This is a genomic window from Stenotrophomonas sp. CFBP 13725 (genome assembly GCF_014841935.1).
Taxonomy (GTDB): Bacteria; Pseudomonadota; Gammaproteobacteria; order Xanthomonadales; family Xanthomonadaceae; genus Stenotrophomonas.
In genome coordinates this window covers 19,248-40,331 of record NZ_JACYUV010000010.1, presented here as the reverse complement: position 1 = coordinate 40,331, position 21,084 = coordinate 19,248, and the positions used below count along the sequence as shown (strand labels likewise).

The 21,084-nt window shown below is 66.9% G+C and carries 24 protein-coding genes; 8 read left to right on the top strand and 16 right to left on the bottom strand.

The window, feature by feature from the left end:
- Positions 1 to 48 precede the first annotated feature (48 nt).
- From IFT65_RS15010 to IFT65_RS14970, 9 genes are all read right to left on the bottom strand, one after another.
- Positions 49 to 597, bottom strand: a complete 549-nt coding sequence (locus IFT65_RS15010; RefSeq protein WP_192082099.1) for a cytochrome b — start codon at positions 595 to 597, stop codon at positions 49 to 51.
- The gene (locus IFT65_RS15005) at positions 594 to 1,700 is read right to left on the bottom strand and encodes a catalase family peroxidase (protein ID WP_192082098.1); all 1,107 of its coding nucleotides are present in this window, start codon (positions 1,698 to 1,700) and stop codon (positions 594 to 596) included. Before IFT65_RS15005 ends, IFT65_RS15010 begins: the two co-directional genes overlap by 4 nt.
- Before the next feature lie 135 nt (positions 1,701 to 1,835).
- Entirely contained in the window at positions 1,836 to 3,203 is a 1,368-nt protein-coding gene (locus IFT65_RS15000) for a leucyl aminopeptidase family protein (protein ID WP_188325798.1), read from the bottom strand.
- A 3-nt stretch (positions 3,204 to 3,206) separates the two neighbouring features.
- Positions 3,207 to 3,926, bottom strand: a complete 720-nt coding sequence (locus IFT65_RS14995) for an HAD family hydrolase (protein ID WP_188325799.1) — start codon at positions 3,924 to 3,926, stop codon at positions 3,207 to 3,209.
- Positions 3,927 to 3,957: 31 nt separating this feature from the next.
- Entirely contained in the window at positions 3,958 to 5,052 is a 1,095-nt protein-coding gene (locus IFT65_RS14990) for an AI-2E family transporter (RefSeq protein ID WP_192082097.1), read from the bottom strand.
- Between the two features lie 67 nt (positions 5,053 to 5,119).
- Positions 5,120 to 5,629: a protein sip-5 gene (locus tag IFT65_RS14985; protein WP_192082096.1), complete on the bottom strand. Its 510-nt coding sequence runs from the start codon at positions 5,627 to 5,629 to the stop codon at positions 5,120 to 5,122.
- Positions 5,626 to 6,102, bottom strand: coding sequence for a phage holin family protein (locus IFT65_RS14980; protein WP_192082095.1), 477 nt, complete (start codon positions 6,100 to 6,102; stop codon positions 5,626 to 5,628). Before IFT65_RS14980 ends, IFT65_RS14985 begins: the two co-directional genes overlap by 4 nt.
- Positions 6,103 to 6,110: 8 nt before the next feature.
- Positions 6,111 to 6,476, bottom strand: a complete 366-nt coding sequence (locus tag IFT65_RS14975; RefSeq protein WP_192082094.1) for a hypothetical protein — start codon at positions 6,474 to 6,476, stop codon at positions 6,111 to 6,113.
- Between the two features lie 111 nt (positions 6,477 to 6,587).
- A complete protein-coding gene (locus IFT65_RS14970) occupies positions 6,588 to 8,015 on the bottom strand; it encodes a Do family serine endopeptidase (RefSeq protein WP_192082093.1) in 1,428 nt (475 codons plus the stop codon).
- Between the two features lie 467 nt (positions 8,016 to 8,482).
- Between IFT65_RS14970 and IFT65_RS14965 the strand changes: the two genes are divergently transcribed.
- The gene (locus IFT65_RS14965; RefSeq protein WP_192082092.1) at positions 8,483 to 9,481 is read left to right on the top strand and encodes a histone; all 999 of its coding nucleotides are present in this window, start codon (positions 8,483 to 8,485) and stop codon (positions 9,479 to 9,481) included.
- A 112-nt stretch (positions 9,482 to 9,593) separates the two neighbouring features.
- Positions 9,594 to 10,283 carry a hypothetical protein gene (locus IFT65_RS14960; RefSeq protein ID WP_192082091.1) on the top strand — a complete coding sequence of 230 codons (690 nt, stop codon included), beginning with the start codon at positions 9,594 to 9,596 and terminating at the stop codon, positions 10,281 to 10,283.
- A 16-nt stretch (positions 10,284 to 10,299) separates the two neighbouring features.
- Here IFT65_RS14960 and IFT65_RS14955 read toward each other — a convergent pair whose 3' ends face one another.
- Positions 10,300 to 10,656, bottom strand: a complete 357-nt coding sequence (locus IFT65_RS14955) for a DUF1428 domain-containing protein (RefSeq protein ID WP_192082090.1) — start codon at positions 10,654 to 10,656, stop codon at positions 10,300 to 10,302.
- A gap of 322 nt (positions 10,657 to 10,978) precedes the next feature.
- Here IFT65_RS14955 and IFT65_RS14950 point away from each other — a divergent pair, with 322 nt between their 5' ends.
- Complete coding sequence (locus IFT65_RS14950) at positions 10,979 to 11,554, top strand: Ax21 family protein (protein ID WP_188325808.1); 576 nt, start codon at positions 10,979 to 10,981, stop codon at positions 11,552 to 11,554.
- 92 nt (positions 11,555 to 11,646) lie between these two features.
- Here the strand turns inward: IFT65_RS14950 and IFT65_RS14945 are convergent, their stop codons facing one another.
- On the bottom strand, positions 11,647 to 12,036 hold the full coding sequence (locus tag IFT65_RS14945; RefSeq protein WP_192082089.1) for a DUF6165 family protein: 390 nt from the start codon (positions 12,034 to 12,036) through the stop codon (positions 11,647 to 11,649).
- Positions 12,037 to 12,205: 169 nt separating this feature from the next.
- Here IFT65_RS14945 and IFT65_RS14940 point away from each other — a divergent pair, with 169 nt between their 5' ends.
- Positions 12,206 to 12,889 carry a TorF family putative porin gene (locus IFT65_RS14940; protein WP_192082088.1) on the top strand — a complete coding sequence of 228 codons (684 nt, stop codon included), beginning with the start codon at positions 12,206 to 12,208 and terminating at the stop codon, positions 12,887 to 12,889.
- Between the two features lie 113 nt (positions 12,890 to 13,002).
- On the opposite strand, the gene IFT65_RS14935 is transcribed toward IFT65_RS14940, so the two are convergent.
- On the bottom strand, positions 13,003 to 13,482 hold the full coding sequence (locus IFT65_RS14935; protein WP_188325811.1) for a DUF1456 family protein: 480 nt from the start codon (positions 13,480 to 13,482) through the stop codon (positions 13,003 to 13,005).
- Positions 13,483 to 13,605: 123 nt separating this feature from the next.
- Here IFT65_RS14935 and IFT65_RS14930 point away from each other — a divergent pair, with 123 nt between their 5' ends.
- Entirely contained in the window at positions 13,606 to 14,100 is a 495-nt protein-coding gene (locus tag IFT65_RS14930) for a hypothetical protein (protein WP_188325812.1), read from the top strand.
- 78 nt (positions 14,101 to 14,178) lie between these two features.
- The gene (locus IFT65_RS14925) at positions 14,179 to 14,931 is read left to right on the top strand and encodes an SDR family NAD(P)-dependent oxidoreductase (RefSeq protein WP_192082087.1); all 753 of its coding nucleotides are present in this window, start codon (positions 14,179 to 14,181) and stop codon (positions 14,929 to 14,931) included.
- 65 nt (positions 14,932 to 14,996) lie between these two features.
- On the opposite strand, the gene IFT65_RS14920 is transcribed toward IFT65_RS14925, so the two are convergent.
- The 4 genes from IFT65_RS14920 to IFT65_RS14905 all read right to left on the bottom strand — a co-directional run bounded on the left by IFT65_RS14920 (position 14,997) and on the right by IFT65_RS14905 (position 19,145).
- The gene (locus IFT65_RS14920; RefSeq protein WP_192082086.1) at positions 14,997 to 15,866 is read right to left on the bottom strand and encodes an SPOR domain-containing protein; all 870 of its coding nucleotides are present in this window, start codon (positions 15,864 to 15,866) and stop codon (positions 14,997 to 14,999) included.
- Between the two features lie 20 nt (positions 15,867 to 15,886).
- On the bottom strand, positions 15,887 to 17,575 hold the full coding sequence (gene argS / locus IFT65_RS14915; RefSeq protein ID WP_188325815.1) for an arginine--tRNA ligase: 1,689 nt from the start codon (positions 17,573 to 17,575) through the stop codon (positions 15,887 to 15,889).
- A gap of 162 nt (positions 17,576 to 17,737) precedes the next feature.
- Positions 17,738 to 18,442 carry a DNA repair protein RadC gene (gene radC, locus IFT65_RS14910; RefSeq protein ID WP_192082085.1) on the bottom strand — a complete coding sequence of 235 codons (705 nt, stop codon included), beginning with the start codon at positions 18,440 to 18,442 and terminating at the stop codon, positions 17,738 to 17,740.
- 58 nt (positions 18,443 to 18,500) lie between these two features.
- Positions 18,501 to 19,145, bottom strand: a complete 645-nt coding sequence (locus IFT65_RS14905) for a response regulator transcription factor (protein WP_188325817.1) — start codon at positions 19,143 to 19,145, stop codon at positions 18,501 to 18,503.
- 186 nt (positions 19,146 to 19,331) lie between these two features.
- On the opposite strand from IFT65_RS14905, the gene coaBC reads away from it, so the two are divergent.
- Both coaBC and dut read left to right on the top strand, forming a co-directional pair.
- The gene (gene coaBC, locus IFT65_RS14900) at positions 19,332 to 20,597 is read left to right on the top strand and encodes a bifunctional phosphopantothenoylcysteine decarboxylase/phosphopantothenate--cysteine ligase CoaBC (protein ID WP_192082084.1); all 1,266 of its coding nucleotides are present in this window, start codon (positions 19,332 to 19,334) and stop codon (positions 20,595 to 20,597) included.
- Positions 20,594 to 21,082 (top strand): dUTP diphosphatase, encoded by a 489-nt coding sequence (dut, locus tag IFT65_RS14895; RefSeq protein WP_188325819.1) that lies wholly within the window; start codon positions 20,594 to 20,596, stop codon positions 21,080 to 21,082. Before coaBC ends, dut begins: the two co-directional genes overlap by 4 nt.
- The last annotated feature ends 2 nt before the right edge of the window (positions 21,083 to 21,084 follow it).

The following is a 21,084-nucleotide window of genomic DNA, read 5'->3' as shown; positions in this document are numbered from 1 at the left end:
CTGGCCCAACAGTGCCAGATGCGACTTAATCCCCTCCGTCCCTTTTTTTTATTTCCTGGGGCCGCGGGCCATGGATGGGAACACGCCGTCGCGGCGGACCCAGGCGTGGTACAGCGCGGCGCCGATGTGCAGCAGCACCGTGGCGAACAATACGTAGGCGAGCAGGCTGTGCGCGCTGCGTAGTGCGGTGTAGACCGCCGGGGAGTGCGGCGCGATCGCGGGCAGGTTCATCCCGCTCCACAGCACGATGGGATAGCCGCCGGCAGACAGCATCGACCAGCCGATCAAGGGCATCGCCAACATCAGCGTGTACAGCAGCCAGTGCGAGGTCTTGGCGGCCAGGGCCTGCCACCACGGCAGGTCTGCCGGTAGCGGCGGTGGACGGTGACGCAGGCGGTTGTACAGGCGCAGCAGCACCAGCAGGCCGATCGCGATGCCCAGTGGACGATGGATATCGACCAGCATTGGACGCAGGTGCAGCGAGGCCACCATGGTCACGCCGATGAACAGCATCGCGAGGATCATCAGCGCCATCGTCCAGTGCAGCACCCGTGCCAGCAGATTGAAATGACCGGTGCTCTTGTCAGGCGTGTTCATCGTGCGACCCCTGCATCATTGCCGGCCTGGCCCCGCGCACTCTCGCGCTCGCGGCGGTTGAACGAATGGGAGTACACCGCGGAGCGTGTCGCCAGAATGGCGTCATCGCTGCCCTCGATACCTGCAGGCAGGATCAACGGATCGAAGTTGAGGTCGTTGCAGGCGCCGCCGGCCTGCGGCTGCAGGTGGTCCAGGGTCAGTACGCCTGCCTGCACGTGGCGGCGCTCGCTCGGCCACGGCGTGGACGGATCCTCGACCGCGTCACCGGCATCGGCCAGCGTGACGATCAGGTTCCAACGCACCGGCCCCTGCGCGAGACGCTGCTGGAACTCGTCCGCCAGATAGTCCAGTCCCGCCGTGCGCCGGGCCTGCTCATCCAGTTCGACGACCGGCGCTTGCGGCTGCCAGCTCCAGCGCACGGCCTGTCGTGTGCCGTCCGCAGCGGTGAACCAGAAGCTGTTGACGCTGTTGAACGTGGTGTTGGCCCAACTGTTCGACCAGGGTGCGGTCTTCGCCCATTGCTGGAACGCGCGTGCGCTGGGGTACTTCGCCAGCACGGCGGCCATCTTTGCCGGGTCGGGCTTGCCCGTGGCCGGGTCGGGCAGCTGTGCGCGGGTCTGCTCGAGGAAGGCCTCCGGCGTAGGTACCGCGAAGAACGGGAAGCTGTTCATCGCCATCCGCCACTCCTGGCCATTCTGGCTGATGAGCTGCAGCGCGATGCTGCGCACGCGGGCCTGCGCATCGGCGCCATGCGGGTCGCCGCCGCCGATCGACAGCCGGCCCAGCACCGGGACGCGCGGCTGGGCGAAAACCTCGGCCTTGGACAGGGCGGCCCCTTCGGGCGAACCGGTAAACCAGCCGCTGACGCAGACGCCTTTGCTGTGCGCGCGGCGGAAGCCGGGGTGCGCGGCGCCGGTGGCCTCGATGGTGTCGGTGAACTGCTGCGCGGTAGGCCGATCGCGGCCGATCCAGCCGGCCAGCCAGGCGAAGGCCAGCGCCACGATGCCCAGGATCATCGCGATCAACGCGATCCAGGGTAGCGGCGAATGCGCTCGCGGGCCACGCGGTGTCCCGCCATGGCGGGTAAAGCGGAACAAGGGCATTGGCGGTTCCTGCCTGGCAAGAGACTTGCGGGGATAGCGCCATCGTAAACAGAAAAGGGGACGGAGGGGATTAAGTCGCAATCGGCCTGAACGGGCCAATCGCGACTTAATCCCCTCCGTCCCCTTTTTCGGGGTTCAGGCGTAGCGGGTCTTCAGCATGGCCCACGCCGAGCGCAGGGCGAGGGCTTCGCCGCCGGCCGGGCGGCCGGGGCGTTCGCCGTCGTTCCAGGCGTACACGTCCAGGTGGGCCCAGCGCTGGCCCTCGGCCAGGAAGCGCTCGAGGTACAGCGCGGCGGTGACGGCGCCGCCCATCCGCGAGCCAGCGTTCGCCAGGTCCGCAATGCCGCTGTGCAGGTAACGCAGGTACGGCCGCCACAACGGCATGCGCCAGACCGGATCGCGCGTCTGTTCGCCCGCCTGCAGCCACTGCTGGGCCACGGCATCGTCATTGCTGAAGAGTGCGGGCAGGTCCGGGCCCAGCGCGATGCGCGCCGCGCCGGTCAGGGTGGCGAAGTCCAGCACCAGGTCCGGCTGCTGCTCGCTCGCATACGTCAGTGCGTCGCCCAGGATCACCCGGCCTTCTGCGTCGGTGTTGTCGATTTCCACGCTCAGCCCCTTGCGGGTAGCGATCACTTCGCCAGGACGGAAGGCATCGGGCCCGATCGCGTTCTCCACTGCTGGCACCAGCAGGGTCAAGCGGACAGGAAGCGCCTGCGCCATCACCAGCCCGGCCAGCGCCAACGCGTGCGCGGCCCCGCCCATGTCCTTCTTCATGTTGCGCATGCCATCGGCCGGCTTGATGTCCAGCCCGCCGGTATCGAAGCACACGCCCTTGCCGACCAGCACCAGCGACGGATCGCTTTCCTTGCCCCAGCGCAGCACGATCAGCCGCGGGGCGCGATGCGATGCACGGCCCACCGCATGGATGGCCGGGAAGTTCTGCTGCAGCAGCGCATCGCCGGTGATCGCTTCGACCTGCGCGCCGTGCGCCTGCGCCATGGTGCGCGCCGCGTCTTCCAGCTGCTGCGGTCCCATGTCTTCGGTAGGGGTGTTGACCCAATCGCGGACCCGCAGGCTGGCGTGCACCAGGGCAACGACTTCCGCCGACGGACTGGCCAGCAGCTGGGCCGGTGCGCGGTTGCGCTTGCGGTAGCGATCGAACCGGTAGCTGCCCAGGCCCCAGCCCAGCTGCAGCAGCTCGTGCTGTGCGGCATCCAGTGAGCTGGCCAGCTGCCACACGCTGCCCTCTGGCAACGCGTGCGGCGCATGGGCGTAGCTGTAGGCATCGGCGGCGTCACCGATGCCGATCACCGCGCCGGCGATGCCCTGCTCACCAGGCAGCAGGGCGACGCTGTGCGCGCTGCCGTTGAAGCCCTGCGCCTGCAGCCATGCCTGCATGGCCGGCGGTTGGCCGGCGTTCCAGTCCTTGAAACCGGCGCGGTCCAGCACATGCAGGGGCAGTGCGTGCTCGGACGCGGCAACGAAACCGACGATATCGCTCATGGGTCAGGAACTCCTGGTGGCGGTGGCGGCGACGTTGGCATCAAGCCAGTCGGCCAGCCCGGTAAGGGTGTCGAACTGCAGGTCAGGCTGCAGCGATGGGTGGTTCCAGGACGCGGCCTCGCGGTTGATCCAGCAGCCACGCAGGCCCGCGGAGATGGCACCGGCTACGTCCATGTCGATGTGGTCGCCGACATGCAGCACGTGCTCCGGCGCGACGCCCAGCCGCGCGCAGGCGGCGTGGAAGATGCTGGCCACCGGCTTGGCGGCGCCGTGCTCGCGCGCGCCCAGCTGGAAGGCGAACAGGTGCGATACGCCGATGCGCTCCAGGTCCGCATTGCCATTGCTCAGCGCGGCCACGGGCACTTTCGCGGCGATCCGCTGCAGGGCCTCCAGCGCATCCGGGTAGTACTCCACCTGGTTGCGCGCGGCATGGAACGCTTCGTACGCCGGCTCGACCAGCGCGAGGTCGGCGCCGCTGGCCTGCAGCGCCTGCTGCAGCGTCAGGCGTCGCAGCGCGCTGAGGTCATGGTGCAGGTGGGGGTTGTCGACGTACGCACGCTCGCGCAGCTCACGCATGGCCGCCAGCGGGAACATCGCCGCGGTGGCCGGGCTGTGTTCCTGCATCCAGTCGTGCAGCACGGTGTCGATGCGTGCGCCGATGGGAGCAAAGGGCCACAGGGTGTCGTCGAGATCGAGGGTGATGGCTTGGATGGGAAAGTTCACCCGACCATTCTACGCCCGTCGCAACTGGCTTTCATTCCAGCAGCCGTGACCACCCCTGCATGCCATCCAGCCGCGCCAGCACCAGCTTCACGCACACCAGCAGCGGAACCGCCAGCAACAGGCCGACGAAGCCCCACAACCAGCCGAAGATCATCAGCGCAAGGATCAGCACCAGCGGGGAAATCTTCATCCGCCGGCCCAGCACGATCGGCGTGACCATCTGCCCTTCCAGGGTATGCAGGGCCAGATACGCTGCCGCCGGCAGTACCGCCTCCAGCGGGTCGGGGAACTCGACAAAGCCGACCAGCAGCATCAGCGCGACACCGATGAGCGGCCCCACGTACGGGGCGAAGTTGAGCAGCGCCGCCGCGGTGCCCCACAGCAGGGCATCCTGCATGTCCAGGCCCAACAGCATCAGCACGCCGGCGAACAGCAGGCCCACCAGGCTGTTGATCACCGAGATGGTGAGCACGTAGCGGGAGACCTCGCGCTCGATGGCGCGCAGGATATCGGTGGTGAAGCGCTGTTGCTGGCGGCTGGGGAACAGGGCGATCGCGTGGCGCTGCAGGTTCTGTCCGTAGATCATGAAAAACAGGGTCAGCAGCACCACCGCCAGCACCGAGGCGAGCAGGCGCGGTGCCTGGGTGATGGCTTTATACGGGTCATCGAGCTGGGTGCGCACCACCTGTACGCGTCGGGTGCCTTCGCCGGCAGCGACGCGGGCGAAATTCTCCGCCGCCTGGTTGGCCTGCTGCACCGGCTTGGTCAGGTTCTGCACCTGGCGTCCGATCTTGCGCAGCTGCTGCGGCGCCTCTTGGGCCCATTCCATCGTCGGTACCACCAACTGCACGGCCAGCGCCGTGGTGGCGCCCAGGCCGAGCACGATCACCAGGATTGCGCCCAGCGGACGCGGCACCCAGATGCGCTGCAGCAGCCGAAGGATCGGATTGCCGACCAGGGCAAAGAACATCGCCAGCAGGATCGGCAGCACGATCGCCTGCGCCGCCCACAGGGTGAACGCCACCGCCAGCGTCGCCAGCACCACGAGGGCAACCGGGGCACGCGGACGGGGGGAAGGAGGGGTGGGCACTGTCTGCGCCGGACCGGTGGTAAGGGACTCGCTCATCGACGCACCGGCAGGGGAAAGTACGTCATTATCCGCCCGCCGCGATCAACGCGGCGGGGTGACCATGTCAACGTTCGGACAATTCCGTGGCGGCCTCTGCGGGACGCGGACCGGTGCCCGCATCACGCTCCTGCGAGACGCCGGTAGTTCCCGTTCGTGGCGCGTTCCGTGCGGCGGCTGCAGCACCCGCTGCCGCACCGGCCGCCGCTGCCGTTGCCGTCGGGTTGACGGCATCGTCTACCTTCTCCGCGGCCGCATCGGCCTGTTCGGCGGCATCGTCAGCGGTGCCGGCGGCATGGGCGGCCATCGCCGAAGCGAAGGCAGCCTGGCCGCTGGCCACGAGATTGGAGACCGACCCGACCATCTGCAGCCAGCGCGCGCCGCTGACCTTGCCGGGTAACTCCAGCTTGCCGGCGACGAAACCACTGGCCACGCCGGCCACGATGATGCGCAACGGCGACCAGCCACTGCGCCACACCTGGCTGAGCACGCCCCAGTTGTCCTGGGTGTCCACCAACCGCACGGCGACGACCTGTTCGCAGCGCTTCACGCGGCTGCGCAGGGTGCTGAACTTCATGGCTTGCCCTCCGGAATCTTGACGTCCGCATCCGGGTCTTCTTCGCTGGGTTCGTCGAACAGGCCCAGCTTGGACAGCTGCCGACGCGTGGAATGCATGCCAGTAAAGTTGAAGAAATAGGACACGCGCCAAGCGGCCAGCCCGGTCACTGCAAGGCTGATGACCGACGTCAGCAGCAATGCATGCAGCCATGACATGCCCCAGCTCTGCAGCAGGGCAATGAAGGTGGCCGCCAGGAACAGCCAAGCGGACGCACCGAATACGATGGCCACGCCGGCCCAGGCCAGCGCTCGACCGAATGCGCTGCGCGCAAGCGCGAAGTCCGCCGATGCCAGGCGCCGCAGCGAACGCAGCGAATGCTTCGCTGCGTCGGCCGTTGCGCGGCTGGCACGGGTGACCTCGCGGATGCTTTCATCCAGCGGCGGGGTGGCCGCTGGATCTGGACCGCGTGCGCTGTCTTCGCTTTCGCTCACGCCGCGGCTTACTTGTCGCTACCGCTGTTGGCGAACTTGGCGATCAGCCAGCCAGCCGCGAAGGCCACGCCGAACGAAGCCAGCGGACGCTCACGGATCAGCTCGGCAGCGCTGTCGACCAGGTCCTTGCCCTTGTCCATCAGCGCATCGACCTGTTCCTTGGCGGCGGCACCGCCGAACTCGGCAGCAGCAAGACCGGACAGGGCGGTGTCGGACAGCTCGGCCTTGACGTTGGCCTTGCCGATACGCAGTTCGTCACCTGCCGCGCCAGCGGCACCCTTGATCGCGCCGCCTGCCGCATTGGCAGCCGACTTCAGGTGGGTGGACGCTTCGCCCAGCTGGTCTTTCAGGTTTTCGGTATTGGTGGGGCTCATGAAAAACTCCTGTTCTGTGGGATTGGCAGCCGCCATCCGGGAAGCGGAATGGCCACGGACGACATGGATACCACCGCCCGGGTATAGGGGGCGTTACGGTTCGGCATGCCGTCAGCGCATGACCAACTGCCCACGGGCATTACCGCGCACGATGCGCAGCACCAGCTGCGGCGGGCGCTGCTGGAAGTTGGCCTTCCAGCTCGCCAGGTCGGCGAACTCACCGGCGCTGGCCTCGGTGACGATGTCGCCCTTGGCCAAGCCGGAAGCGGCAGCCCGGCTGCCACGCGTGACCTCGTTGACCAGCACCCCGCTGATGCCCGACTGCCGCAGTGACTCGGGCAGGTCGATGAACGTGGCGCCGCCCAGGCGCGGATCGAGGGTGTCGCCGGCGATGGCGCGCGCCTGTTCCTTCAACGTCGCCTTCAACTGCAGGGGTTCGCCATCGCGGCGCAGTTCAAGGGCCATCGTGCTGCCCACCGCCGCCAGCCCTTCGATGTTGTGCAGCGCCTGTGCGCTGTCCACCCGCTGTCCGTTGGCGCTGAGCACGACATCACCCGCGCGCACCCCTGCCGCCGCGGCGGCCGATCCAGCCAGCACGCGGCTGACCAGCGCACCACGCGACTCGGACAAGCCCAGCCCCTGCGCCAACTGAGGTGTCAGATTCTGGCTTTCGATACCCAGCGTGCCACGCACCACCACGCCATGTTTGACCAGCTGGTCGACGACGTTGCGTGCCAGGTTGGAGGGGATGGCCAGGCCGAGGCCGATGTTGCCGGCCATGCTGCCCTGCGGATTGAAGCTGGCGGTGTTGATGCCCACCAACTGCCCCTGCAGGTTGACCAGTGCACCACCGGAGTTGCCCGGGTTGATCGATGCATCGGTCTGGATGAAATTCTGGTAACCGAGCCCACGGATGCCGCTGCGGCCCACGGCCGACACGATGCCCGAGGTCACCGTCTGGGTGAAGCCGAAGGGATTGCCGATCGCCACCACGAAGTCGCCCACGCGCAGCTGGTCGCTGTTGCCGAGGCTGATGGCGGTGAGCCCATCGGCGGGAATCCGGATCAGCGCGATGTCGGTGTCGGCGTCGGAGCCCAGGAACTCGGCCTTTACGGTGCGCCCATCGGACAGCGTGACCTGCACATCGTCGGCGTTGTCGATGACATGGTGGTTGGTCAGCACCAATCCCTCGGCCGCATCGATGATCACGCCCGAGCCCAGCGACTCGTTGATCCGCTCCTGCGGGACGTCGGGGAACAGGCGGCGGAAGAACGGATCGTCGAAGAAGGGATTGCGCACCCGCACGACCTGCTTGGTGTTGACGCTGACCACGGCAGGGGTGACTTTCTCCAGCATCGGCGCCAGCGAGGGTACGGGCTGGCCGGCGACCGAGGCCGGCAGCGCGGTCGTCGTCGGGATGCTCACCGGCGCAGGCGCAGCTTCGGCGCGGTTATCCAGGTGTGCGTTGATGCCGGTGGCAACGAAGCCGCCGAAGGCAGCGGCCAGCGCGAGCGTAAGCAGGGTCGGAATCGGTCGCATGGGAATCGTGGTCCGTGCAGGAACAGGTAGTGGATGGAGCGAGCTTGCGTGATCGCGGCGGCAGCGTCGAGACCTGGCGATGCACACGATGCAGTGGGGTGGCTGCGTTGCCCGGGAGGGGCTGCCGCAGTGTCTCCCGCAAGGACTAAACATGCCATGAAAGTGGTCACTTGCTGCTGGCAAAGTTGCGCAATTCCGCGCAAACGCCGATGTCGATGCGCGCTTCGCAAGTCACGCCGGGTGCGCTGCAGGCAGGTCCGCTCTGTTGCCTGCGGTACCACGGTTTTTGCTGGAAACCTGCATAAAAGCGCTGTTTTATCGATGTTGGTGATCGCGCATGCGGTGCATCTGCGGCACGTAGGGCCCCAACGGTTGCTTGCGCGTGCGCAGTTTCCCGTTCCACGATGCAGGCTGCCGGTATAGCATCGCCTCCGTTTTGACATTCCAGCCCCCCAGGAGGGCAAATCATGAGCAACGGTAATGGTGTGACGACGACGCTGAGCGAAACCGTCGAGAACGTGAAAGAAGCTGCAAGCAACGTTGGCGAGACCATCGCCCACACTGCCGAGGACGCCGTGGCTGCGGTCAAGACGACGGCCAAGCGTGTTCGCAAGGCGGCAACCACCCGCGTCGCCGCGGCGAAGAAGTCGGTCGCCAAGGTCGAAAAGGCCGTGGCAAAGAAGGCAGACGATGCAGCCAAGTCGGTCGGCAAGTCCCTCTCCAAGGCGCGCCAGAAGCTGGAAACGGCCAAGAAGAACGCCCAGGCTGAAGCCGCTGCGCTGACCAAGACGGTCGCCAAGAAGAAGGCCGCCGCCACCAAGGCCGTGACCAAGAAAGCAGCTGCAGTGAAGAAGACCGCGACCAAGAAGGTGGCCGTAGCCAAGAAGACCGCGACCAAGAAGGCCGCTGTTGCCAAGAAGACCGTCGGCAAGAAGGTCGCCGTGGCCAAGAAGACCGCGACCAGGAAGGCCGCTGTTGCCAAGAAGACCGTCGGCAAGAAGGTTGCCGTGGCCAAGAAGACCGCGACCAGGAAGGCCGCTGTTGCCAAGAAGACCATCGGCAAGAAGGTCGCCGTAGCCAAGAAGGCTGTCGCCAAGAAGGCAGTGGGCAAGAAGACGGCTGTTGCCAGGAAGGCCGTCGGCAAGAAGACGGCTGTCGCCAAGAAGACGGCGACCAGGAAGGTAGCGGTTGCCCGCAAGACCGTTGGCAAGAAGGCCGTTGCTGCCAAGAAGGCTGTCGGCAAGAAGTCCGCCGTTGCCCGCAAGACCGTCGCCAAGAAGAGCGCTGTTGCCAAGAAGACCGTCGCGCGCAAAGCCGCACCGGTGAAGAAGGCAGTGGGCAAGAAGACGGCTGTCGCCAAGAAGACCGTTGCCCGCAAGGCTGCACCGGCGAAGAAAGCCGTAGCGCGCAAGGCGCCGGCGAAGAAGGTTGCCGCACGCAAGGGCGCGACCAAGCGCGCCAAGTAAGCGCGTGGCCGTATCCCCTGCCGCCCGTCGGTGGGCAGGGGAGCGGACGATGATGCCACTGCACACAGCGTGCAGGGCATCATGGGCACCTCCCTCTGCGAGGCATGGCCCGATGCGCGGTCTCGATTTCAGTTCCTGGCAAGCCGTGCTGTCCACCCTGGGTGGGCTGGCAATCATCACCCTGCTCGGCGTAGGCATCCGCTTGCTGGTGATGCAGACCCTGCAGGCACGCCGCGAGCGCGAGAACCGGCAGATCAACGAACGCCTGCGCACGCTGATGGCCGCCTACAAGACGTTGGGCGGATCGTTCACCGGCGACCTGGACGTCAGCCCTGCACACCTGCGGCAACTGCGTGAGCGCGCGCATGTGGACGGTGTGATGGAACCCGGATCGGACCGGGCGCGTCGCATCCGCGATGCCGTCGAAGCCGCGCTGTCGGACATCCTGCTGCTGGGTACCGACGAGCAGGTGCGGCTGGCGGCCCACGCGGCAACCGAACTTGCGCAGGGGCGACCGGTGCATACCCACGAGCTGGTGCTGTCATTGCGCGACTTCGTCCGTGAGGCGCTGGACCTTGCGCCGATCCCGGCCGGTCTGGCCATTCCGCGGCAAGGCCCGACCCGCCCCGCCAGCAGTGGCGGTGGGGCAGGCAAGGGCCGCGGCGATGGCGGCGAACGCGGTGGTGCCGGCAAGGGCGGCGGTGGCGCGGGGGGCGCCGGCATGGGCGCCATGGGGGGCATGGGGGCAGGCATGGCGATAGGTGCGCCCGCCAGCGACGAGCCGGATCCACGCGCACCCTGAAAACGGCCGCCCTCTCTTACGGCAACTCGACCACCGGCACGAAGCCGCCATAGATCATCCGCTTGCCGTCGAAGGGCATGGGGTTGGTTGCCGGATCCATGCGCGGATCGTCCATCATCTTCTTCATGCCGGCATCGCGCGTGGCCTTGTCCGGCCACTCGATCCAGGAAAACACGACGGTCTCGTCGTCCTTGGCCTGTACGGCACCGAAGAAATCGGTCAGCTTGCCGCGCTGGACGTCATCGCCCCAGCATTCGACCACCCGTGTCGCACCGAACTCCATGAACACCGAGTCGCCCGTACGCGCGTGGTCGATGAAGGCCTGCTTGTTCGCCGTAGGTACGGCGAGAACGAATCCGTCGATGTAGCTCATGGCGGTGCTCCTGCTGGCCTGCGGACGCAGTGCCTTCATGGGTATGACGAACCCAGGCGACGGAAATCGACACGCTGCAGCCGCGGTGGGTGCGCTTTCCCGTCTGTTTACGCCGCGCGGCGGGCGTCTGCCGTGAACGCCCTCTGCACGCTTGGAAATGAAAGGCGCGCGCGTATGCCTGAAAACAGCTGAATACAGCCCCAAAATCACATTTCTGCTTTCAGGATGGGGTTAGGTCAAAAAACGGAAACTTTACATACCCGATGCGACGGCGCCCTGGCGCTGCTGCAACAAAACCAGAAAGACAAGAGGTTGTACCCCCATGAAGACTTCGCTGATTGCCCTGGCTCTGGCCACTGCCCTGCCGTTCGCTGCTTCGGCCGCTGAGAACCTGTCGTACAACTACGCCGAAGCTGATTACGTGAAGACCCAGGCCGATGCGCTGAAGGCCGATGGTTGGGGCGTGAAGGGTTCCTACGGCGTGCTGCCGAACATGCATGTGTTCGGTGAGTACAGCCAGCAGGAACTGGACGCAACCAAGACCGACCTGGACCAGTGGCGCCTGGGCGTCGGCTACAACGTCGAAATCGCGCCGTCGACCGACTTCGTGGCACGTGCGGCTTACAACAACCGCAACCTGAAGGGTTCGAACCTGGACTTCAATGGCTGGAGCACTGAAGCAGGTATCCGTACCGCGTTCGGTGAGCATGCCGAGGTCTACGCGATGGGCGGCTACGAAGATTACGACAAGAAGAAGGGCGTCAATCCGGAAGGCCAGTGGTACGGTCGCCTGGGTGCCCAGGTCAAGCTCAACCAGAACTGGGGCATCAACGGCGACATCAAGATGAACCGTGATGGCGACAAGGAATGGTCGGTCGGCCCGCGCTTCAGCTGGTAAGACCCTGCGCGCGTGCCATATGCACGCCCCGCGCATGACGAAAAGGCCCGGCAATTGCCGGGCCTTTTCCGTTCCAGCACACGGCCTGCGCGTTACTCGCCCTGGTACTGTTTTTCTTCCACCAGCGCCGAACCGGCGACCCGGTTGATCTCGTTCTTCACCTGCACCCGTTCGCCATTGGTGCCATAGACACCGCGCGCGAGCTGCACGAAGGCGTCGTCGAACACCTGCGCCGCTTCTTTATCGCGCAGCTGGTCCTGGATATCCCACATGCGCTCGTTGATGGCCTTCAGCTGCTGCTTCAGGGCATCCAGCGCCGGCTGGCTGCTGCGTTGCGCGGCGAACAACGGCAGCAAGCCGTCCAGTTCGGTGCGTACGTTGGCCAGTTTGTCCGCATCCGAAATGCGTTCGGCCTTGATTTCCAGGATGGTGATCTTGTCGATCAGCTCGCCGATCGATACAGGGGTCAGGATCGCGTCCACGCAGGTGCTCCGTTGAACAGGGGGCCATGATAGCGCGCGCGGACTTTACGTCGTCTTTGCGCGCAACCGGGGCCCGCGCCATCGATCGGTTACGCCCTGTCCTTCCAGACTGCCCAGCTCCGACGGCCCTGCCGTCATTGCACAGGACAGCAGCATGAAGTGGGACGGGATGCGCAGGTACACAGCGGCAGGGCTGCTGGTGGCGGGGATGGGGGCGCAGGCCACTGCGGGCGCAACGGGCAGCGGAAACCTGGCCTTGGCCAGCGACTATGTCTGGCGTGGCAGCTCACAGACCGGTGGCGATCCCGCGGTGCAGGCGGGCGTGCGGCTCAGCGCGCGCAATGGGCTGTATGCCAGTGTGTGGGGATCGAATGTCGCGTTCACGCCGGACGTCGGTGCGCGCAGCGAATTCGATGCGGCACTGGGATGGAGCGGTGATCTGACGCCCGCATGGGGCCTGGACGGCAGCGTCGTGCGCTACGTCTACCCCGCTACCGGACGCGCGCTGGACTGGACCGAACTGTCCGCCACGGCGACCTACCGGCAACGCGCGTGGCTGCAGTTGGCGCATTCGCGCGATGCCCTGGCCGGTGGTGACGCCGGTACCTATGCACAGATCGGTGGACGCCTCCCGCTGGGGGCCGACACGCGCCTGGAGGCCGTCTACGGCCGCTATTGGCTGGCCAGCGCGCAGGCGCGCGACTACCAGCATGTGCAGGTGAGCCTGATCCGCGCGATGGCCGAACACTGGGAACTGCGCGTCACCGGCCACGCTACCGACGGCGCTGCCCGCACCTTGTTTCCCGGCAATGCCGGCGGCCGTCTGGAACTGGCGCTGCAGGCCAGCTTCTAGCCGCAGCGCCGAGCCGTGCCCGGCCGCCCGTAGGTCACGATGACCTGATGTCGCCCGCCGGGCGGGGCTCGGCGCTACCGTGCGCGTTCGTTGCAGGGCGGCGTGAGGGTGTCTTATCCGTTCGCCGCGCCGCGCACCCGCAGTACCAGGCCCTTCAGGAAATACCGCAGCAGCTGGTCGCCGGCCTTGCGGAAGTTCTTGTGGTCGCGCTGGCGGAACACGGCGCTCAGCTCCGGCTTGGTCACGGCGAAGCCGGCGTCGACGAAAATCTCGTGCAGGTCCACGTCCCGCAGCTGGAAAGCAACGCGCAGCTTCTTCAGGATCAGGTTGTTGTCGATGCGCGTCTCGATGGCGCGCTGTGGCTGGGTCTCGTCGCGGCCGCGCAGGTGCACGATCAGGCCGTCCAGCACATGGGCCAGCGCCTCATCGCTGCAGGGTTCGAAGCCTGCTTCGTTTTCCTGCTTCAACCAGGCATTGACCTGCTCGGCAGTCACCGGAAAGGCGGGATCGGCCAGTTCGCACAGCACCACAATGTGGTTGTCGCTCAGGTCGAGGGCAAAGCGCAGGCTGCGCAGGACATCGTTGTTGATCATGATCTTCCACACCACCGGTACGGCGTACCGGGACCACCATTGTACCGTCCCCATCCCCTGTCATCCGGCGGTCACGGAACTGCAGCACAGTGCGCGCTGTGACCTTCTGCAGCAGGACCTCCGATGCGCGCTCGCTTTTTCCTTGCCTTGGCGGCCCTGATGCTGGCATCTCCGGCCTGGGCGCAGCCTGCCTTCGTGCCACTGCAGCAGCGGGTCGACCCGACGAAGCTGGCCGATATCGGGCTGAGCACGGCGCAGCTTGATGCGCTGAACCGGCTGCTGCAGGACACAGAAGCCGCGCATCCGCAGACCGTGCCGGACGTCGCCCGAGCCGGCGTCCCGTCGGCGGCGGATGCGTCGCCACGGCCTGCCCCCATGCATATCGGCCTGGACGAGGGGCCCATCAAGGCACGCGCCACCGGCACCATCGCCGGGTGGGAGCCGGGCACGCTGTTCACCCTCGACAACGGCCAGCAATGGCAGGTGTTGAAGGGCCGGATGACCCTGCGACATGCCGTGCAGGATCCGCAGATCGAAGTGGTGCCCGGCATTGCCGGCCGCTGGTTCCTGCAGGTCGATCCGGACCTGCCGAAGGCGCGCGTGTTCCGCGTGCGCTGAGCGCACCGCAACCGATCCGGCAACACAGGCGCTGGCCGACAGTGACAGAATGTCCGCCTGACCCCATGGAGTTGCCAGATGACCCGTACTGTCCTGATCACCGGCGCCACCTCCGGCTTCGGTGCCGCTGCCGTCCATCGCTTTGCCAAGGCGGGGTGGAACGTCATCGCGACCGGCCGTCGCAGCGAACGACTGCAGCCGCTGGTGGACACCTACGGGGCTGACCGGGTACACGCCGCCGTATTCGACGTGCGCGATCCAGAGGCGATGGATGCCGCGCTCGCGGCGTTGCCGCCGGCGTTCGCGCAGATCGATCTGCTGGTGAACAACGCGGGCCTGGCGCAGGGCACCGCGCCTGCCCAGCTGGCCCGTCTGGAAGACTGGCGCACGATGATCGACACCAATGTCACGGCCCTGGTCACGCTGACCCACCGCCTGCTGCCGCAACTGGTCGCGCGCAAGGGCGCCATCATCAATATTTCGTCCGTGGCCGGCGTCTACCCGTATCCGGGTGGCAATGCCTACGGCGGCACCAAAGCATTCGTCAGCCAATTCTCGCTGGGCCTGCGCGCGGACCTGCACGGCAGTGGCGTGCGGGTGACCACCATTGAACCGGGCATGGCGGAGACCGAGTTCACCGTGGTGCGTACGCACGGCGACCAGGCGGCGTCGGACAAGCTGTATACCGGTGCCAATCCGATGACGGCCGACGATATCGCCGAACAGATCTTCTGGGTGGCCAGCCTGCCGCCGCACCTCAACATCAACCGCTTGGAAGTGATGCCGGTCAGCCAGTCCTTCGCCGGGTTCCAGGTCGCCCGCGAAGGTTGACCCCGAACGCAGCAGGGATCGGATTCCTTTCGCTGGACGAAAGGGATCCGACCCCGGGCGGCCGGTTACTGTGCCTTGATCGCCATCGCCTGCAGGCCGGTACCGTCTACCTTCTGCTTGGCTTCTGACAGCTCGCCGGCGGTGCCGTAAGGCCCCATCCGGACGCGATAGACCGTCTTGCCGTTGATCTGTGCCGATTCCACGCGGGCCGGCAGGCCGATCATGGCCAGCTTGGCCTTGGTCGCTTCGGCATCACCGGACGCACCGAAGGCGCCGGCCTGCAGGATGTAGCGCACGTTGCTTTCCGCAGCGGCAATGGCCGGCGCGGGTGCTGCCGTTGCGTTGGGCGCCGCCGCAGCGGGCGCACTGGCTACCGGCGTGGCGGCCGCCGGCGGGGGCGACGCCGGACGCTCATTCAATGGGGCGGGCAGCGCCGTGCTGGCCGGCGCGGTGGCCGTGCCTGCCGTGGTCGTTGCCGCCGTGGACGACGGCGCGGGGGCCGCAGCGGGCGGTACCGGCTTGCCTTCCAGCGCCGCCTGCGCGCGCTGCGCTTCCGTCCGCACCCGACGCTGGTCTTCGGCACGCGCGCTGGCAGCCAGTTCCGCGTCGGACATCTCCACTTCCTTGCCGGGCAGCAGCGTGTAGAAGTCGTACTGCGTTGCGGCGGGCTTGGCGGGCTCGGCCGGCTTCGCCGCCGCAGGCGCTTCCACCTGCGAACCCACGTCGCCCTCGGCCTCGGCTACCGGCGCCGGCTGCGCATTGGGGTCCGGGCGCGGGCCCGCACGCAGGAAGCCGTCGGCATCGCCTTTGAACAGATTCGGTGCGGCCAGGAACACCACCGCGGCAATCGCCACGCCGGCGATCAGCCACACCCATCCCGGCGTTCCCTGGCTGCTGTTGCGCCGTGCCTGACTTTTGCCGCGTCGTGCTGCCATGTCTACTACGTCTCCAGTGCTTACATTTTTTCCGGGGCGCCCACGCCCAGGAGTTCCAGGCCATTGCTCAGCACCTGGCGCGTCGCGCAGGCGAGGGTGAGCTTGGCATCGCGGTCGGCGGCGTCTTCCACCAGCACAGGCGTCCCGTGATACCACGTGTGGAACGCGTGTGCCAATTCACGCAGGTACTGCGCGACCAGGTGCGGTTCCAGCGCAATGCCGGCGGCTTCCACCACCTCCGGATACCGCGAGATTTCATTCATCAGGTTCAGCGACGACTCGTCGTCCAGCGTACGCAGCGCGGTCAGTCCCTGCTCCTGCGAATACCCCATTCCTTTCTCGTTCGCCTGGCGAAGCAGGCTGCACACGCGGGCATGGGCGTACTGCACGTAGAACACCGGATTGTCGTTGCTCTGCTGCCGGGCCAGATCGATGTCAAAGGTCAGCTGCGAGTCCGGCTTGCGCGCGATCAGGAACCAACGGGTCGCATCGCGGCCGGCTTCCTCGATCAGGTCGCGCAGGGTGAAGTAACTGCCGGCGCGCTTGGACAGCTTCACCTCTTCGCCGCCACGCATCACCGTCACCATCTGGTGCAGCACGTATTCGGGCCAGCCCTGCGGGATGCCCACGCCCATGGCCTGCAGGCCGGCGCGAACCCGCGACAGCGAGCCGTGATGGTCTGCGCCCAGTTCAGTGATGGCGCGCTCGTAGCCGCGCTGCCACTTGGTCAGGTGATAGGCCACGTCCGGGACGAAGTAGGTGAAGGTGCCGTCGGACTTGCGCATCACGCGGTCCTTGTCGTCACCGAAGTCGGTCGAGCGCAGCCACAGCGCGCCGCCTTCCTCATAGGTATGTCCCGACTCCTGCAGGCGCTGCACCGCTTCGGCGACTTTGCCGTCGTTGTACAGCGAGCTTTCCAGGAAATAGATGTCGAAATCCACGCCGAATGCGGCCAGGTCGAGATTCTGCTCGTTGCGCAGGTAGGCCACGGCGAAACGTCGAAGTGCCGCCATGTCGTCGGGATCCTTGGCGCCGACCACCATGGTGCCTTCCAGGTCGACGCTGGCGCCGCGCATGTACGCGTCGGCCACGTCCTGGATGTAATCGCCGCGGTAGCCGCCTTCCGGCCAGCCGGGCTCGTCGGGCTTGATGCCCTTGACCCGTGCGTGGGTGGACAGGGCGAGGTTCTCGATCTGCACGCCGGCATCGTTGTAATAGAACTCGCGCTTGGCGTTCCAGCCATTGGCATCCAGCACGCGGGCAACGCAGTCACCGATCGCGGCGGCACGGCCGTGGCCGACGTGCAACGGTCCGGTCGGGTTGGCGGACACATACTCCACGCCGACCGTACGGCCATTGCCGGACAGGTTGCGACCGTAGTCGACACCTTCCTTGATCACGCTGACGGCCTCGCGCTGGAACGCGCTGGCCGCGAGGTGGAAATTGATGAAGCCGGGGCCTGCGATCTCGACCTTGCTGACATCGGTGCTGTTCGGCAACGCCTCCACCAACGCCTGGGCGATGGCGCGCGGATTGCTGCGCGCAGCCTTGGCCAGCAGCATCGCGGCATTGGTGGCGAAGTCGCCGTGTTCCCGGGTTTTCGGGCGTTCGACCACGAATTCCGGCGGCAGGGAGTCGACGGGCAGGGTGCCATTGGCGCGCAGGGCTTCGATGCCTTGGCTGATCAGGGCGCGGAGGAGATTTTTCACGAGGCCTGCTGTGAAGTGAGCGGCGGAATCCCCCATTTTAGCCGATCTGTCCCCCCGCGGCGGCAGCAACCGTACGTCGCAGCGTGGTGCCGCTCAGCTGGGGCCGCCGCAACTGCCGTGGATCCCCGTGGCGTGGGCGGGTCTGGCCTCCCCGGCCCGGCGCTAGCGGGGCGTGCGGGCGGCGACAGGCAACAGCCAACCGCGTTCAGCAAACGACACAGGGGGGCCTTCGCCGATGACCAGATGGTCCAGCAGGCGGATGTCCATGACCGCCAGCGCCTGCTGCAGCGCATGCGTCGCGTCATGGTCGGCGGAGGACGGTTCCGCATGGCCGGAGGGATGATTGTGGCTGACGATCACCGCTGCGGCGTTGTGGGCCATGGCGCGGCGGACAACCTCGCGCGGATGGATCGACGCCGCATTGATCGTGCCCTGGAACAGTTCTTCATAGGCCAGCAGACGGTGCTGGTTGTCCATGAACAGCGCCGCGAACACCTCGTTGGGGCGTCCGCGCAACCGGTGTTGCAGAAAGTGGGCTGCCACCGCCGGTGAATGGCCGACCACCTCGCGTTCGCCGAGACGGGCGGCGAGATGACGCTGGGCGAGCTCCAGTCCGGCCACCAGCGCGCAGCTGCGGGCCGGACCCAGTCCCGGCAGCCGTGCCAGCTGGTCGGCGGGGAGGTCCAGCAGGCGACGCAGCGGGCCGTGCGCGCCGAGCAGGGCGCGGGCGGTCTGCACCGCATCCTGGCCACGCGTGCCGGAGCCGAGGAAGAGGGCCAGCAGCTCGGCTTCGGACAGCGCTCCAGGGCCTTTGGCCAGGAGTCGTTCGCGGGGGCGCTCAGCGGGGGGCCAGTCATGGATTGCCATGCCGGCAGTGTGCGGTGACCGCAGGCGGCGGCCCATCAGGTACCGGCGTGTCGTCGCTTCAGACCTTGGCAGGGACCCGGATCGGGCAAGTCTGCAGGAAGGCATGCAGCTCATGGTTGCCGGTCAGCCCCAGCTTCCGCATCGCGTCGGACTTCTGCCGGCTGACGGTCTTCGGACTGCGGCCACGACGCTGGGCGATGGCGTTGATGCTCAGGCCCACCCGCAGACCCTCCAGCACCTCGCATTCACCGGGCGACAAGCTGGCCGGGCGCGTCCGGTGGGCGAGATCGCGGGCTTCCAGATGGGAGCGCAGGTGCTGCGATACATAGGTCTGGCCGGAAGCGGCCGTGCGTACTGCCTGTGCCAGTTCGTCGAAGTCGACGGCCTTGTCCAGCGCGCCGCGCACGCCGCTTCCCAGCAGCATGGCCAGCACGCTCGGGCTGGCGGTGCCGGTAAGCACCACCAGTGGCAGGTCGGGATGATCGGTCCGGATGCGGTCCAGCAGCTCGGGTCCGTCCAGCCCTTCGCCAGGCATGGTCAGGTCGGTCAAGACAACGTCGCAGGGCTGCCTGGACAGCAGGGCGAGCAGCGTTTCACCGCCTGGCGCCTCGCCGACCACGTCGATCTGTGCGTTCTGCAGGACCACGCGGGCACCGTACAGGATGATCGGATGATCGTCGGCGATGATGGTCCGGATATACAAAACGACGTCCTGCGCTGGAGCGGAACCGATAACAGACGCCCGCTTGTTGCAAGCGGCGGGGGCGACATCCGGCTTCGTTTGATGCTGCCATACATGTCCTTATATCCGTCGGTCATATCTCCTCAAATAGGGGGTCTACGGGGCTTTCGGCTAAGCTAATGTCTTTGCGCGCATAGGATTTTTCCGGTGGCTGACTCACCCAAGGCTTCCCCGGCACCGCCGCGCCCTCTGCAAGGGCGTCGGGTGCTGCTGTGTGTCGGTGGCGGAATCGCGGCCTACAAGTCGCTGGAGCTGGTGCGCCGGCTGCGTGATGCAGGTGCGCAGGTGCAGGTCGCGATGACCGCGGGTGCCCAGCAGTTCGTCACGCCGCTGAGTTTCCAGGCGCTCTCCGGGCATCCCACGCGGACCACCCTGTGGGACAGCGCGGCCGAACAGGCGATGGGCCATATCGAGCTGGCGCGCTGGGCCGATCGCATCGTGATCGCTCCCGCCACCGCCGACCTGCTGGCTCGGCTGGCGCAGGGGCATGCCGACGATCTGGTCACCACGCTGTGCCTGGCCAGTACCGCAGCCCTCACCGTGTGCCCGGCGATGAACCACCGCATGTGGCTGCATCCGGCCACGCAGGCGAACATCGGGCTGCTGCGCGTGCGCGGTGCGCAGGTGGTCGGGCCGGTGGACGGTCCGCTGGCCGAAGGCGAGTCTGGTCCCGGCCGGCTGGCCGAGCCGGATGACATCGTGGCCGCGCTGGTGGCGGCCGAACGCGCTGACGCGGACACGCAGCAAGCGGTTGCCGGCAGCCAGTTGGCAGGCCTGCGCGTGGTGATCAGTGCCGGGCCGACGTATGAAGACATCGATCCGGTCCGCTACGTCGGCAACCGCAGCAGCGGCAAGATGGGCTATGCGCTCGCTGCCGCCGCCGCCCGGCTGGGCGCCAGCGTGGTGCTGGTCAGTGGGCCGGTCCATCTGGCCACGCCGGCAGGCGTGCAGCGCATCGACGTACGTTCGGCGGCGCAGATGCGCGATGCGGTACTCGGCGCACTGCCCGCCGACATCTACATCGGGGCGGCCGCCGTTTCCGATTACACGCCGCGCCACGTAGCACCGCAGAAGCTGAAAAAAACCGCCGACAGCCAGTCACTGGTGATCGACCTGGTGCGTACGCCCGACATCCTGGCCGAGGTCGCCACCCAGACCCAGTCGTTGAAGCTGGTCGTCGGGTTCGCCGCGGAAACCCACGACGTGGAGAAGTACGCGCGCGGCAAGCTGGTCGACAAGCGCCTGGATCTGGTGATCGCCAACCAGGTGGGGCAGGGCACGGGCGGATTCGAGAGTGACGACAACGCCGCCACGGCCTACTGGCAGGGCGGCGAGCAGGTATTCCCGGCCACCTCGAAGACCGAACTGGCCACCCACCTCCTCGCCCTCATCGCGCAAAGGCTCAAAGCATGACCACCGCATCCCGTCCCGCCACGCCGTCCCTGCAGCCCTTGCAGGTGAAGCTGCTTGATCCGCGCTTCGGCGACAGCTGGCCATTGCCGGCCTACGCCACCGAAGCCAGCGCCGGCATGGACCTGCGTGCGGCGCTGGAAACCGCGCTGACCCTGCAGCCGGGTGACACCGCGCTGGTGCCCAGCGGGCTGTCCATCCACGTAGCCGATCCGAATCTGTGTGCGGTGATCCTGCCACGGTCCGGGCTGGGCCATCGCCACGGCATCGTGCTGGGCAACGGGACCGGCCTCATTGATGCCGATTACCAGGGACCGCTGTTGATCAGTGTCTGGAACCGGGGCCGCGATGCCTTCACCATCGAGCCTGGTGACCGGATCGCGCAGCTGGTCGTGCTGCCGATCGTGCGCGTCGGCCTTCAGGTAGTGGATACTTTCAGCGACAGCACGCGCGGCGCCGGTGGATTCGGCCATACCGGAGTGCGCTGAAC

Bases quoted from the DNA above. Each gene is read 5' to 3' on its own strand.
- IFT65_RS14935 (WP_188325811.1), bottom strand. From the start codon at position 13,482: ATGATCAACAACGATGTCCTGCGCAGCCTGCGCTTTGCCCTCGACCTG.
- IFT65_RS14930 (WP_188325812.1), top strand. From the start codon at position 13,606: ATGCGCGCTCGCTTTTTCCTTGCCTTGGCGGCCCTGATGCTGGCATCT.
- IFT65_RS14975 (WP_192082094.1), bottom strand. From the start codon at position 6,476: ATGAGCCCCACCAATACCGAAAACCTGAAAGACCAGCTGGGCGAAGCG.
- IFT65_RS14955 (WP_192082090.1), bottom strand. From the start codon at position 10,656: ATGAGCTACATCGACGGATTCGTTCTCGCCGTACCTACGGCGAACAAG.
- dut (WP_188325819.1), top strand. From the start codon at position 20,594: ATGACCACCGCATCCCGTCCCGCCACGCCGTCCCTGCAGCCCTTGCAG.
- IFT65_RS15010 (WP_192082099.1), bottom strand. From the start codon at position 597: ATGAACACGCCTGACAAGAGCACCGGTCATTTCAATCTGCTGGCACGG.
- IFT65_RS14925 (WP_192082087.1), top strand. From the start codon at position 14,179: ATGACCCGTACTGTCCTGATCACCGGCGCCACCTCCGGCTTCGGTGCC.
- IFT65_RS14990 (WP_192082097.1), bottom strand. From the start codon at position 5,052: ATGAGCGAGTCCCTTACCACCGGTCCGGCGCAGACAGTGCCCACCCCT.
- IFT65_RS14960 (WP_192082091.1), top strand. From the start codon at position 9,594: ATGCGCGGTCTCGATTTCAGTTCCTGGCAAGCCGTGCTGTCCACCCTG.
- IFT65_RS14970 (WP_192082093.1), bottom strand. From the start codon at position 8,015: ATGCGACCGATTCCGACCCTGCTTACGCTCGCGCTGGCCGCTGCCTTC.
- IFT65_RS14950 (WP_188325808.1), top strand. From the start codon at position 10,979: ATGAAGACTTCGCTGATTGCCCTGGCTCTGGCCACTGCCCTGCCGTTC.
- IFT65_RS14940 (WP_192082088.1), top strand. From the start codon at position 12,206: ATGCGCAGGTACACAGCGGCAGGGCTGCTGGTGGCGGGGATGGGGGCG.
- IFT65_RS14985 (WP_192082096.1), bottom strand. From the start codon at position 5,629: ATGAAGTTCAGCACCCTGCGCAGCCGCGTGAAGCGCTGCGAACAGGTC.
- IFT65_RS14920 (WP_192082086.1), bottom strand. From the start codon at position 15,866: ATGGCAGCACGACGCGGCAAAAGTCAGGCACGGCGCAACAGCAGCCAG.
- IFT65_RS15005 (WP_192082098.1), bottom strand. From the start codon at position 1,700: ATGCCCTTGTTCCGCTTTACCCGCCATGGCGGGACACCGCGTGGCCCG.
- IFT65_RS14965 (WP_192082092.1), top strand. From the start codon at position 8,483: ATGAGCAACGGTAATGGTGTGACGACGACGCTGAGCGAAACCGTCGAG.
- IFT65_RS15000 (WP_188325798.1), bottom strand. From the start codon at position 3,203: ATGAGCGATATCGTCGGTTTCGTTGCCGCGTCCGAGCACGCACTGCCC.
- radC (WP_192082085.1), bottom strand. From the start codon at position 18,442: ATGGCAATCCATGACTGGCCCCCCGCTGAGCGCCCCCGCGAACGACTC.